At 68.7% G+C, this 12,526-nt stretch carries 12 protein-coding genes; 7 read left to right on the forward strand and 5 right to left on the reverse strand.

Annotated elements, in window-relative coordinates:
• The first annotated feature begins 36 nt into the window (after positions 1 to 36).
• The 6 genes from AVL61_RS14555 (at position 37) to AVL61_RS14580 (ending at position 6,051) form a co-directional block, all read left to right on the forward strand.
• Positions 37 to 1,482, forward strand: coding sequence for an AI-2E family transporter (locus AVL61_RS14555; RefSeq protein WP_082697188.1), 1,446 nt, complete (start codon positions 37 to 39; stop codon positions 1,480 to 1,482).
• Between the two features lie 10 nt (positions 1,483 to 1,492).
• The gene (locus AVL61_RS14560) at positions 1,493 to 2,116 is read left to right on the forward strand and encodes a biotin transporter BioY (RefSeq protein WP_058875039.1); all 624 of its coding nucleotides are present in this window, start codon (positions 1,493 to 1,495) and stop codon (positions 2,114 to 2,116) included.
• 3 nt (positions 2,117 to 2,119) lie between these two features.
• Positions 2,120 to 2,857, forward strand: a complete 738-nt coding sequence (locus tag AVL61_RS14565; protein WP_058875040.1) for an energy-coupling factor ABC transporter ATP-binding protein — start codon at positions 2,120 to 2,122, stop codon at positions 2,855 to 2,857.
• Complete coding sequence (locus AVL61_RS14570) at positions 2,854 to 3,465, forward strand: energy-coupling factor transporter transmembrane component T family protein (RefSeq protein ID WP_058875041.1); 612 nt, start codon at positions 2,854 to 2,856, stop codon at positions 3,463 to 3,465. Before AVL61_RS14565 ends, AVL61_RS14570 begins: the two co-directional genes overlap by 4 nt.
• A gap of 42 nt (positions 3,466 to 3,507) precedes the next feature.
• Positions 3,508 to 4,422, forward strand: coding sequence for a KPN_02809 family neutral zinc metallopeptidase (gene ypfJ / locus AVL61_RS14575; protein ID WP_058875042.1), 915 nt, complete (start codon positions 3,508 to 3,510; stop codon positions 4,420 to 4,422).
• Between the two features lie 243 nt (positions 4,423 to 4,665).
• Positions 4,666 to 6,051, forward strand: a complete 1,386-nt coding sequence (locus AVL61_RS14580) for a recombinase family protein (RefSeq protein ID WP_058875043.1) — start codon at positions 4,666 to 4,668, stop codon at positions 6,049 to 6,051.
• Between the two features lie 188 nt (positions 6,052 to 6,239).
• Here the strand turns inward: AVL61_RS14580 and AVL61_RS18785 are convergent, their stop codons facing one another.
• Both AVL61_RS18785 and AVL61_RS18040 read right to left on the reverse strand, forming a co-directional pair.
• Positions 6,240 to 7,019 (reverse strand): rolling circle replication-associated protein, encoded by a 780-nt coding sequence (locus AVL61_RS18785; protein WP_082697190.1) that lies wholly within the window; start codon positions 7,017 to 7,019, stop codon positions 6,240 to 6,242.
• Between the two features lie 241 nt (positions 7,020 to 7,260).
• Positions 7,261 to 7,497, reverse strand: a complete 237-nt coding sequence (locus AVL61_RS18040; protein WP_157571451.1) for a hypothetical protein — start codon at positions 7,495 to 7,497, stop codon at positions 7,261 to 7,263.
• A gap of 118 nt (positions 7,498 to 7,615) precedes the next feature.
• On the opposite strand from AVL61_RS18040, the gene AVL61_RS14590 reads away from it, so the two are divergent.
• Positions 7,616 to 8,770, forward strand: coding sequence for an IS701 family transposase (locus tag AVL61_RS14590; RefSeq protein WP_058875059.1), 1,155 nt, complete (start codon positions 7,616 to 7,618; stop codon positions 8,768 to 8,770).
• On the opposite strand, the gene AVL61_RS18045 is transcribed toward AVL61_RS14590, so the two are convergent.
• From AVL61_RS18045 to AVL61_RS14600, 3 genes are all read right to left on the reverse strand, one after another.
• Positions 8,684 to 10,015 (reverse strand): ApeA N-terminal domain 1-containing protein, encoded by a 1,332-nt coding sequence (locus AVL61_RS18045; RefSeq protein WP_157571452.1) that lies wholly within the window; start codon positions 10,013 to 10,015, stop codon positions 8,684 to 8,686. The genes AVL61_RS14590 and AVL61_RS18045 overlap by 87 nt on opposite strands.
• A 614-nt stretch (positions 10,016 to 10,629) precedes the next feature.
• On the reverse strand, positions 10,630 to 11,352 hold the full coding sequence (locus AVL61_RS14595) for an NYN domain-containing protein (protein ID WP_017834300.1): 723 nt from the start codon (positions 11,350 to 11,352) through the stop codon (positions 10,630 to 10,632).
• Positions 11,353 to 11,594: 242 nt separating this feature from the next.
• Positions 11,595 to 12,386, reverse strand: coding sequence for a ZIP family metal transporter (locus AVL61_RS14600; RefSeq protein WP_058875045.1), 792 nt, complete (start codon positions 12,384 to 12,386; stop codon positions 11,595 to 11,597).
• Positions 12,387 to 12,526: the final 140 nt, after the last annotated feature.

Consider the following 12,526-nt stretch of genomic DNA (forward strand, 5'->3'; position numbering starts at 1 on the left):
GCACCCCCGACCGCCACCTTCCCCGAGGAGCCCTGCATGGCCACGTCGTCCCGACCGGAACATCCTCCTCAGCACTCCGGCGGAGGCTCGTCGGCCGCTCCGCTGCACGCCGAGAGCGTCCTCGGCGGCAAGCTCGACCCCGGCACCAGCACGGTCCCCGCCACGGGCCCCGGGGTCGAGCCGGCCGGCTTCGAGGAGACCACCCAGGCGCTGGCCCCGGCGGTCGGGCCGTGGGCGGACTCGTTGGGCCGGGCCGGTTCCCGCGCAGCCCAGACGCTGCTCGTGGCCGCCGTGGTGGTCGGACTCGTCTGGATCCTGCTGCGGATCAAGGTCGTGGTCATCGCCGCCATGGTCGCCTTGATCCTCGCCTCCGCGGTGGGGCCGGTCGTGAAGTGGCTCGAGCGCAAGGGCTGGTCGAACCTGCTGGCGACCCTCACGGCGTTCCTCGGCATCCTCCTGCTGCTCGGCGGCGTGATCACGGGCATCGTGCTCACGGTGCGCAACCAGTGGGACACCCTGACCTCGCAGGCCTCGGAGGGCTGGAACGAGCTGCGCCGGCTCCTGGAGTCCACACCGCTTCCCCTGGACACGGCCAGCATCGACTCCGCCGTGCGCCGGGCCACCGACTTCGTCACCAGCGGCAGCTTCGCCGGCAGTGCCCTGAGCGGGCTCTCCGCAGCGGCCTCGTTCGTCACCGGGCTCGTCCTGATGATCGTCATCCTCTTCTTCTTCCTCAAGGACGGGGAGAAGATGTGGAACTTCGCGCTGCGCTGGTTCCGCGGCGAGCGCCGGGCCAAGCTGGCCGAGTCCGTGGACCGCGGCGCCCAGGTCCTCGGCGGCTACGTCCGCGGCACCGCCTTCGTCGCCCTCGTGGACGCCGTGCTCATCGGCGCGTTCCTGCTGGTCTTCGGTGTGCCGCTGGCCGTGCCGCTGGCGGTGCTCGTGTTCGTCACTGCTTTCATCCCCGTGGTCGGGGCGACCGTCGCGGGAATCATCGCGGCCCTCGTCGCACTCGTGACCAACGGCCCGGTCATCGCCCTGGCCGTGGTCGGCTGGATCATCGTGGTGAACCAGATCGAGGGCAACATCCTCCAGCCCGTGGTCATGGGCCGCACCCTCAGCCTGCACGCGCTCATGGTGCTGCTCGCCCTGACCGTCGGCACCCTGGTCGGCGGCATCTTCGGCGCCATCCTGGCCGTGCCGTACACCGCCGTCGCCTGGGCCGTCATCCAGGTCTGGTCCAGCCGCTACCAGGTCGGCGACGACCCGGTGCTCGGACCGGACCCCGTGAACCCCGCGGACCGCGTCGAGTCCAAGGCCACGATGGCCGAGCGCTGGCGGTACCAGCGGATGCGCTACCAGCAGACCCTGGGCGGCCGCTTCGGGTCCACGGAGCGCGACGCCGCCCGGCAGGACGACGACGGCGACCGGCCCGCCGACGGAAAGGGCACCGGTTCCGCCGCCGGTGCCCGCAAGCCCTAGTCTGGGAGCCATGACCAACGTCGAACGCCGCCGCGCCATCACCGCCGAGGACCTCGCGAACATCGCCGTGTTCGCGGCGCTCACCGCCGCCCTGTCCGTGCTCCCCGGGATCCCCCTCGGCTCGGCCGGGGTGCCCCTGACCCTGCAGACCCTCGCCGTGTTCCTGACCGGGCTGGTCCTGGGCGGGACCCGTGGGCTCCTCGCGGTGGCGCTCTACGTCCTGGTCGGCCTCATCGGCGTCCCGGTCTTCGCCGGCTTCCGCGGCGGGCTCGGCGTGCTCGCCGGCCCCTCGGCGGGCTACATCCTGGCCTTCCCCTTCGCCGCGGCCGCGGCCGGCTACGTGGCCCAGTGGCTGATCCCGTCCCGCCGCGCCAACGACGGCGGCGCCACCAACGCCCGCTACGAGCGCACCGGCGCCTACACCCTGCGGCTCGTGGCCGCGGCCCTGGCCGGTTTCGTGGTGATCCGGATCGGCGGGATCCTCGGCCTGGTGGCCAACGCGCGCCTGCCCTTCCAGGACGCGTTCCTCGCCGACCTCGTGTTCTGGCCCGGCGACCTCGTCAAGGTGGTGCTCGCCGCGGTCATCGCCGTGGGCGTGCACAAGGCGTTCCCCCGGATCGCGGGCACGCGCTGACCCGTGCCCGGTACCCCCGGGGCTGCGCCCCTCGTGTGCTCCCGCGTCACCGTCACGGCACCCACCACCGCCGGTGAGCTGACCCTGCTCAAGGACCTGGACGTGCGCCTGGACGAGCAGCGGGTGGCCGTGGTCGGGCTCAACGGGTCCGGCAAGTCCACGCTCCTGCGGCTGTTCAACGGCCTGGCCCGCCCGTCGTCGGGCACGGTCACCGTGCACGGCACGGACGTGGCCCGGGACGTGCGCGCGGCCCGGCGGCAGGTGGGCTTCGTGTTCACCGATCCCCTCTCCCAGCTGGTGATGCCGACCCCGGTCGAGGACGTCGAGCTGTCCCTGCGCGGGGCCGGCGTGCCCCGGGGACGACGACGGAGCGCCGCGCTCGAGCTGCTCGAGCGCGTGGGCATCGGCCACCGCGCCGAGCACAGCATCTACGACCTCTCCGGCGGGGAGCGCCAGCTGGCGGCGTTCGCGGCGGTCCTGGCCGTCGAGCCCGCGGTGCTCGTGCTCGACGAGCCCACGACCCTGCTCGACCTGCGCAACCGGGGACGGCTCATCCGGCTGCTCGACGGCCTCCCGCACCAGCTGGTCATCGCCACGCACGACCTCGGCCTGGCCGCGACCGCACCCCGCGTACTGGTCCTGCACGAGGGGGGCCTCGTCGCGGACGGTCCGCCCGAGGCTGTCCTGCCGGCCTACGAGCAGTGGTGCGCCCACGGCTTCCCGCAGGAGCTCCGCCCGTGAGCCGGGGGCCGGACCTCTTCGGCAGCTACTCCCCCGGCACGACCCTCCTGCATCGCGCCCCGCTGTGGGCGAAAGGCCTCAGCATCGTCGCCGTCACCCTGGCCGTGGTGCTGTCCCCCTCGTGGCCGGTGCCGACCGCGCTGACCGTGGTCCTGCTGGTCGCGGGCTCCGCCGCAGGCATCGGCGCCCGGGAGTGGTGGCGCGGGCTCGCGCCGGCCCTGCCCGTGCTGGTCCTCCTGGCCGTCTACCACGTGCTCACCGCCGGGGCGGCCCAGGCCGCGGACGTGGTGCTGACCATCGTCGTCTTCCTCGTGGTCACCCGGGTGCTGATGCACACCACGCCCCTGCCGGAGCTGCTCGACGGCGTGGTGTGGCTGTGCTCGCCGGTGCGGCTGGTCCGGGCGGATCCCGAGCGCATCGGCCTGGCGATCTCCCTGATGCTGCGCTCGATCCCCTTCATCGTGGGGGCCGTGGGCGAGCTCCGGGACGCCGTGCGGGCCCGTGGCCTGCGTCCCAATCCCGTGCGGCTGGTCACCCCGGCGGTGATCGCCACGGTCGCCTACGCCGAGCGGACCGGCCAGGCCCTCGCCGCCCGCGGCTTCGACTGAACGCAGCGCCGCGACCATGATCAGACGGCTTACACTTCAGCCATGAGCTTCGACGACAGTTCTCAGCTGGACGCCTCGCGCGTCGGCAGCGGCGGCGGGCGCGGACGCGGGATCGCCGTGGGCGGCGGGCTCGGCGGCGGCCTGCTGCTGCTGGTCGTGGGCCTGCTCTTCGGCCAGGACGGCATCGACGCCATCACCGGCGGGGGCGGGCAGGACACCGGCTCGCAGACGGCCGTGGAGCAGGAGCGGGCGGAGCGCTGCCGGACGGGTGCGGACGCGAACCAGTACACCGACTGCCGGATGATCGCCACCGCACAGAGCCTCGACCAGTTCTGGACGGACTACCTGCCGCAGGCCACGGGTGAGCAGTACGTGATGCCCGGCGTGCAGCTGTTCGAGGGGCACACCAACACCGGTTGCGGTGCCGCGACCTCGGCCGTGGGCCCGTTCTACTGCCCCGCCGACGAGACCGCCTATCTGGACATCGCGTTCTTCGACGAGCTGCAGACCCAGTTCGGCGCCGAGGGCGGCCCGCTGGCCGAGGAGTACGTGCTCGCCCACGAGTTCGGCCACCACATCCAGAACCAGATCGGCACGCTCGGCTACGCCCAGCAGGATCCGCAGGGCCCGGAGTCCGGGGCCGTGCGCGTCGAGCTGCAGGCCGACTGCCTGGCCGGGCTGTGGGCGGGCGGCGCCGCCGGGGACTCCTCCGGGGCCGTGGACCTGGGCGACATCTCCCAGCAGGAGCTCGACCAGGCCCTGGACGCAGCCTCCGCCATCGGCGACGACCGCATCCAGGAGACCACCCAGGGCCGGGTCAGCCCCGAGAACTTCACCCACGGCGCCTCGGCCCAGCGGCAGCTGTGGTTCTACGCGGGCTACCGCACCGGCGACCTCGACGCCTGCGACACCTTCAGCGCCCGCGACCTCAACGCCCCGCCGGCCCTCTCCCGCTGACCCTCGCTCACGCCCCAGCGCCTCCCTGCGCCGAGTCCTCACGCCGGTGCCGCGGGGAACGCCGAGCCCCCACCCCAACGCTCCCCTGGACGCCGAGTCCCCACAGGACTCGCAAATCCCCAACAATCCGCATGGGGAGATGCGAGTCCAGTGGGGACTCGACGGTGGTCGGCGTGATGACAGTGAACCCACCTCGGGTTGCCGACTATTGGCTAATCTGCCCCCATGACGACAAGGACGGCGGTGGCGATCTACGCCCGCATCTCTCAGGACCGCACCGGCGAGGAACTGGGAGTGACACGCCAGCTGGAGGACTGCCGCGCCGAGGCCCAACGACGCGGCTGGCAGGTCGCAGACGAGTACGTCGACGACGACATCTCGGCCTACTCGGGCAAGAAACGACCGCAGTACGAACGCATGCTCACCGACATCGCCGAAGGGCGCCGCGACGGGGTGATCGTGTGGCACATGGACCGGCTGCACCGACGCCCGGTGGAGCTAGAACGGTTCGTGGACACCTGCACCGCCGCCGGGGTCCGCGACGTGGTCACGCTCTCCGGAGACGTGGACCTCGTCCACGGGGACGGGCTGCTGATGGCCCGCCTGCTGGCCGCAGTCGCCGCTAACGAATCGGACTCCAAGCGACGCCGAGGCGCCCGCAAGGCATTGGAGATCGCCCAGTCCGGACGCCCCGCGATGGGCGGGCCGCGCCCGTTCGGCTTCCAGGACGACCGGGTGAGCCACCACCCCACCGAGGCCCCTATCATCGCCGAGCTTGCCGCACGCGCCCTGGCTGGGGAAACCCTGACGTCGCTGGCGAGCTGGTTGCAGGAGACCGGTGTGAAGACGGTGGCGGGCAAGGAATGGCGTACCAACACGCTCCGGACACAACTGACCAGCCCGCGCATGTGGGGCATGCGCGTCCACCAGGGGCAGATCATCGGCCCCGCCCAGTGGGAACCCATCATCACCCCTGAACAGGGCGAGAGGCTCCGACGGCTCTTGCTGGACCCGGCCCGACGCACCAACCGCAGTGCACGCCGATACCTGCTGTCCGGCTTGCTGGTGTGCGGCAAGTGCGGCAATCGGATGCACTCGGCACCGCGCTACGACACCCGACGCTACGGCTGCCGCACCGGCCCCGACTTCGGCGGGTGCGGGGGCGTGTACATCTACGCCGAAATGCTCGAGCAGTTCATCACCGAAGCCGTGCTATTGCGCCTGGACTCCCCCGCCATGGACCAAGCGCTCACCGAAGACGGCATCGACCACGACCAACTCCGCACCCTGGCCGACACAATCGACACGCAGAAGCGCCGCCTGGACGACCTGGCGACCATGTGGGCCGACGGAGAAATCTCCAAGGAGGAATGGCGCACCGCCCGGAACCGGATCGAGGCGAAGCTCAAAGACGCCAGGAGCCGGTTCGACCGGCTCAATCGACGTGACGCGGTCACCGAGTACATCGGCCAGGGCCAGCAGCTACAGGAAGTCTGGAAGTCCCTCAACCTCTCCCGGCAGGTCGCCATCGTCAAAGCCGTCTTGAACTCCGTCACGATCCTGCCCGCCACACACCTCGGGAGGCACGGACTGGACCACGATCGGGTCGTGCCCGACTGGCGGCAGTGAGGACAGGGCGGCCGGTCGCGTGCTCGGCGCCGGGGCGCCGTGCGCGCGCAACCGCTCCGCCCTCGCCCCCAACAGCACACCGAGCTCGTGCAATGCCGCCGGATCGGTGATCTTCTCCGGTACTCCTTGTGCTGCACAGGTGGAGCTGACCCATGCCGCCACCACGGACGGATCGATCGCGCCCACGATCAGATGTCCCACTGCGCCCAGATGGCCGGCGGGCCATCCCAGGACAACACCTGATCAGAGTTCCAGCGCACCGCCGGCTCCGCACCAAGAACCCCGGATGCCTGCTCAATGACCGACCCGGGGCTGTCCCCGTGCAGACGAGTCACCTTCGGCTGGAAGCCCTGACCGAGGTCGTAGCGGTGCATACCCAGCGCGCGGGTGCCCGGGTCGGTGAAGGTTTTGGTGACGTACTTGGACAGATACCGCGCCGCCAGACGAGCCTCACCGAGCGAGCCGGAACCGACCGGCAGATCCCCCAGCAGCTTGATGTGCACGAACCCACGGCCCCACGCCTCGCTGATGAGGTGCCGCGAGATGTAGCGCCCCACGGCGAAGTGCACGTGGAAGTGCACCCCGTCCTTGTGCAATTCCGGCACCCAGGCATACGGCAGAGGATCGCCGCCGAGGCTGTCGCGCAGTTGCCGGAAGAACAGCCCAGCATGTGCCCGCACCAGGCGGGGGTCAGTGCACCGAGGTTCGCCGTAGGTGAGAGTGCCCAGACGGTTCAGCCGATTGGCCGCGCAGTAACGCCGCAGTTTGGCCCGAGCACGGCGTGCCGCCTCTTGGGCGGCTCGCTCGGGATCAACGGCAGACCCTGGAGCAACGTAGGAACGGTCGGGCCGCTGGGATGCTACGAAACAGCCACCGCCCTCCCCAGCATCGGGGTACAAAGACAGACGCCACCCCGCATCAACGGCAAGAGGAAGCGTAGGCGCAGCGGAGGAAGGAAAAGCGAACATGACACACCCTGGAGGTCAGGAACCACGAAGGTTCGCACTATCGCCAGAGAGTGAGCAGACACCCAAAGGAACCGCTACAGTCCCGCGACGTCGCCAGCAGACGCACGCCGTGCCAGACCGGGAGAACAACTGCACCAGATCCCTTATAGCCACACAATTTAGCATCCGGGTGCACCCAGGCACAGTGACGAGGATGAAGCACCCCAACGAGTTACGTTGCTAGTTCAAGTCAAGACGGCGCCTACGGCGCCGCGAGCACACCGGCCAAGTCGCTGGTTAGGCGGTCGAAAGATGGCTGATCGGACAGCTTCTCGAAGACCACTTCCGGCGCATCCACATCGCGCAACAGGCAGAAGACATAGAGCCAGAACGCAGACCGTCCGAGTACGATCTGCGCCGTCGTAGCGTCTGCAATCTCTGCATTGTGGTGCGCAACGGTGTTTCGATTTTTCTTCACCAACGTGGCCCAACTGTCCACGTCGCACACCAAAGAAGTGAAAGGCGCACCGACGCGTTGAGCGCAACGCTTAATACTACAGTCGCGCTTGTGAGGGAATAGCTGTCCGTTTCATCATGGTGTGATGGGCGACAACGTGGTGGTGGCCGATGTGGCGGAGTGGGCCCAGGGGCTGGATGAGGTCGGGGGGTTGATCGGTGCGCGGTTCGCGAGGGCGGAGCCGCGGGCTAATGCGATGGCTTACCTGCAGGGGCTGCTCTCGGGCGTGGAGCGGAAGAACTCCTGGACCATCTCCGAACAAGCCGGCCAGAAGACACCGGATGCGATGCAACGGCTGCTCTCGACCACGGACTGGGACCCGGATGCGCTGCGCGATGACCTGCGGGCCTACGTGCTGTCCTACCTCGGGGACCCGGACGGGGTGCTGGTGGTGGACGAGACCGGGTTCCTCAAAAAGGGCACTCGCTCGGCCGGGGTCGCCCGCCAGTACTCGGGCACGGCCGGACGGACCGAGAACTGCCAGATCGGGGTGTTCCTCACCTACGCCACCGCCCTCGGGCGCACGTTCCTGGACCGGGAGCTGTATCTGCCCAAGGCCTGGACTGATGACCGACCCCGTTGCGCGGCCGCCGGCATTCCGGACGAACGCCGCTTCGCCACCAAGCCGGAACTGGCCGCGACCATGATCGAGGCCGCCGTGGCCGGGCACGTACCAGCCCGATGGGTGACCGCTGATGCCGTCTACGGCCAGGCCTGGTCCTTCCGCCGGGCCGTGGAGGAGACCGGCCTGCACTACGTGCTGGGCGTACCCTCCACCCAGGCCGTGGTGCCCAAGGCCGGGCCTCTGGCCTGGCACCAGGTGCGAGCCAAAGAGCTCATTGCGTCCCTACCCGCCCAGGCCTGGCGGGTACGCACGGCCGGAATCGGGAGCAAGGGAGAGCGACGGTATGGATGGGCCCGTGCCAGGATCAACGGCATGCTCGACCCTGACGGTGAGTACTGGCTGCTGGCCCGCCGCTCACTCAGCGACCCCACCGAGATCGCCTACTACCTCTGCTACGGGCCCCGACGGGTGAGCCTGGCCGAGCTGGCCCGGATCGCCGGGACCCGGTGGTCGATCGAGGAGACCTTCCAGACCGCCAAGGGCCAAACCGGACTCGACCAGTACCAGGTGCGCCAGTACACCGGGTGGTACCGGCACATCACCCTAGCGATGCTCGCCCACGCCTTCCTCACCGTCACCCGCGCCCGGGCAGCGGCAAAAAGGGGGGCCGCCCCGGCGGTAGTGAACTGATCGCGCTGAGCCTGCCCGAGATCCGGCACCTGCTCGTCCTGCTGATCTGGGCCGCACCACCGGAGCCGCAGATCGTCCTGGACCGTTCCCGCTGGCGCCGTAAACACCAGCACCGCGCCAGGCAACATCACTACAGAGCCCACGGACATGCCCTACAAACGCGACTGTAGTATTAAGGCGATCTACGTAATATATGTCGTCGGCGAACATAGTCCTGTCGTAGGCCTCGAGGGCGGCAGCGCAACTGAAGAACAAGTCGCCTGCAAACATATCTACCGAGTACTTCGTCGCCATCACACGCGAGAGAGTTGACCTGTTCGCACTGGCAACCTCCAACCACTTGGTCACCTTCTCGGGACCACCGAAATCGTCCAGGTTGAAGATTACGTCGTTCTGACTGAGAGGCTTCTTCCGCTTAGCAGGACGAACGGCCCATTGCGCCCTATTGACGATCGCGGGGTAGTACTCCTTCTCTCCCAAAACTCGCTTGGTGTCTGGATGTCGGAAGACGACCTCTCGAAGGACCGACGGGCGTCCGATCGCGATCGTCAAGAGATCTTGTAGCGCTGAGCTCACCTTCATGTACTCTCCTGGTGCGCGCAGTGAGTCGGGCTCCACTACAAACTTGAAATCCTGGGTGAACCGAAGCTCAGTCCGACGGTCACCCCCCATCGTGTATGTGTGCGAGAAGCGAAGATTCTCACCGTCAGGTCCGGTGAACTTGACATCGGGGACATGGGAGATCTTGATTTGGTGAGCGATATCGGTGATGTTGCCTGCCTTCTCTTCTTTGAAGGTCATTGACTCCTCGAGCCCCGTCTCCATCACCCAATACGCCAGACCAAGCAGAGAAATCTGAGCACGACTGAACGCCACTTCTTCATCCACCTCGAACAGCACGTTCGAGAAACTCTGATGGACGTGGATCCGTTCGGCCCCCACTCCCCCGAAGAGGTTCATAGTGGAAGCCAATTGAAAGCAGTCCTCGAGATCGTAGTTCGTTGTTCCCACCACGCCGTGAATACGCGGATACAACCCGTTCTGCTCGATGGACCCTCTGGTCATTTGAGTGACAGCTGAACCGTCATCCCGTTGGGTGACCTCGGCGCCCGACCAAGGGTCGCGAAGACTACCGATCAGCCGCAACTCCTGCCGACCATTGCCGAATACGACCAGCGTCCCCGCTACTTGCTTGTCAGGATTCTCTGGAAGCCACCAGAGACCATCCAACTTCTCCTTGGTCATGGGATACTCGCCCCGATCTCGTGCGTGTTGGTGAGTTGCTCGCCTTACCTCAGCCTACGCGTCGGCTATCCCACCCCTGCGTCTTTCGGCACAAGCGCTGCCTTCTTAGCGGCCGGCCCGCCTTCGTACCGGCCAGGGTATCTTAGCGAATTGTGCGCTTCCTGAAGCTAATGGCACGGACGTGCCGCTTTCAGCGACGAGCACGTGGCCTCTCCCATGACGGAGTCCGTACTCCAGCCTTGGACGTGAGATGCCAGCACCGGCACGAACTGCAGAAATACGCCCCCTTGGGGCCATCAAGGCCGCGACTTGCGTAACGGCGGGCTATTGCCTTCATCGCAACCACAGCAGTCCGACGGCTGGTGTAATGGACCTTCGAGCATTCCGACATGACGATTCCTCGACTTGCCGTACTCGGCGGGCTCATATCCTGCCCGGTACGCGGTTCACACCTAACAGCGATCGGCCACTAAGGAACCTGGAGGCTCCACTTGCCGATCACCATAGCAAAGCGGACACGCCAGTGGCGTCGACCGCACACCGCATGTGGCTTTAACTCGAAGACGGTGTCTTGAGGTCTACCGGGGTTGCCGAGACGGGTGCACCGTCGCGGGTCAGCGGCGGCGGCTGTCCCGCACCTGGACCCCCGGGTTCTGCCGGCGGACGTCGAAGAGCCCGGTGGCCTCGATGAGGTCGCTGAGCTTGCGGTACCCGTAGTTGCGGGAGTCGAAGGAGGCCTGGTTGCCGATCTGCTGGCCGACCGCGCCGAGGTGCGCCCAGCCGTCGTCGCCGCTGGCGGCGTCCACCGCGCTGCGCAGCATCCGGACCAGCCGCGCGTCCCCGCGCAGAGCCTGCTGCGGGGCCGCCGCCGGCGCCTCCCCGGGCTTCTCCTCGGCGGGCTCCCCCAGGCTCTCCACGTAGGTGAACTGCGAGCAGGCGTTGATGAACGGTTCCGGGGTCTGCCGCTGGCCGAAGCCGTAGACCTTGTGCCCGTCCGTGAGGATCCGCATGACCAGCGGTGTGAAGTCGGCGTCGCTGGAGACGATCGCGAAGCCGTCGACCGATCCGGCGTAGAGGAGGTCCATGGCGTCGATCACCATGGCCATGTCCGAGGCGTTCTTGCCGGTGCTGTAGGCGAACTGCTGGATCGGGCGGATCGCGTACGCGTGCAGCACCGCCTCCCACTGCTGCAGGTGCGGGCTCTTCCAGTTGCCGTAGGCGCGCCGGACGTTCGCGGCGCCGTGGCGGGCCACCTCGGCGAGGACCACGTCGATCTTGGCCGCCGGGGCGTTGTCGGCGTCGATGAGCAGGGCGATGCGTTTTTCGTCGGTGTTCACGCCTCGACTCTGCCACGGACGGGGCCCGGGCGTTCCATGGGACGCGCGGCAGGGCGGCCTCGAGGACCCGCACGGGGTGCTCCGGAGCAGGGGGCGCAGGGACGGAGGCTTCCGTGCAGGGCACTCCGGAGCAAAGCGCTCAGGACAAGGTGCTCCCGTGCAGGGCAATCAGGAGCAGAGCACTCAGGACGGGGTGCTCCCGTGCAGGGGACTCAGGAGCAGAACGCTCACGAGCGGGGTGCTCAGGCGAGGGACAGGGCGAAGGACAGCGCGAAGCCCGACGCGGTGCTCAGGGCCACCGCCGGGCCGCCGTGCTCGTACGCCTCCGGCATCAGGGTGTCGGCCAGGGACGCGATCACGGCGCCGGCGGCGAAGGCCAGCGGCAGGGAGATCGTCTCGGGATCGCTGCCGGCCAGCGGGCCGGCGCCGACCAGCACGGCCAGCACCAGGAGCACGCCGCAGACCGTCCAGAGCAGCACGGCCTTGCCCCGGGACATGCCCTGTTCGCGCATCGAGGCGGCGCCGACCAGGGACTCGGGCAGGTTGGACACGAAGATGGCCGCGAGCAGCGCCAGCCCGCCCGTCCCCTCGGTGAGGGAGACGCCCAGGGCCACGTTCTCGGGCACGCCGTCGAGGGTGACGGCGGCCAGCAGGGCGAGCCCGGCCCCGCCGCTCGCAGAGGCCGCCGTCGGCGCCTTCCGGTCCGCGGCGGCATCGGTGTCCAGCTTGGCGCTGCCCTCCTGCTTCTCGGCGTCCTCGGCCCGGGGGCCCGGCTGCGCCCAGCGGTCCAGGAGGGCGCTCAGGGCCGTGAAGACCACGGCGCCGGCGAACAGCCCGACGACGGCCAGCGGCAGGCCGCCGCGCTCGTAGGCGTCCTCGAACAGCTCGAAGGCCAGCGCGGTGATGAGGGCGCCGGCGGCGAAGGACAGCAGGATGGCGAGCACGCGCTTGGGCAGCTCGAAGCGCACCCCTACCAGCGCCCCGATGACGAGGGCGCTCGAGGCGACGATCCCGAAGAGCACGGTCTGGCCCATGACGGCAGTGTAGGAGCGCCTCCGGGTTCTGCACCCACAATCCGGAAGGTTACTGATGGAGATGTTGGAGCCCGAGGGCCGCCGGGACCCGGCACGACGACGGCGGCGGCCCGCCCGCCTCGGTGCGAGGTGGGCGGGCC

It is taken from the genome of Kocuria rosea subsp. polaris, from assembly GCF_001483755.1.
GTDB lineage: Bacteria > Actinomycetota > Actinomycetes > Actinomycetales > Micrococcaceae > Kocuria > Kocuria cellulosilytica.

What these genes read in the sequence shown, in the direction of transcription:
- AVL61_RS18045 (WP_157571452.1), bottom strand. Translation starts at nt 10,015, where the DNA reads ATGACCAAGGAGAAGTTGGATGGTCTCTGGTGGCTTCCAGAGAATCCT.
- AVL61_RS14600 (WP_058875045.1), bottom strand. Translation starts at nt 12,386, where the DNA reads ATGGGCCAGACCGTGCTCTTCGGGATCGTCGCCTCGAGCGCCCTCGTC.
- AVL61_RS18785 (WP_082697190.1), bottom strand. Translation starts at nt 7,019, where the DNA reads ATGTTCGCTTTTCCTTCCTCCGCTGCGCCTACGCTTCCTCTTGCCGTT.
- AVL61_RS14560 (WP_058875039.1), top strand. Translation starts at nt 1,493, where the DNA reads ATGACCAACGTCGAACGCCGCCGCGCCATCACCGCCGAGGACCTCGCG.
- AVL61_RS14555 (WP_082697188.1), top strand. Translation starts at nt 37, where the DNA reads ATGGCCACGTCGTCCCGACCGGAACATCCTCCTCAGCACTCCGGCGGA.
- ypfJ (WP_058875042.1), top strand. Translation starts at nt 3,508, where the DNA reads ATGAGCTTCGACGACAGTTCTCAGCTGGACGCCTCGCGCGTCGGCAGC.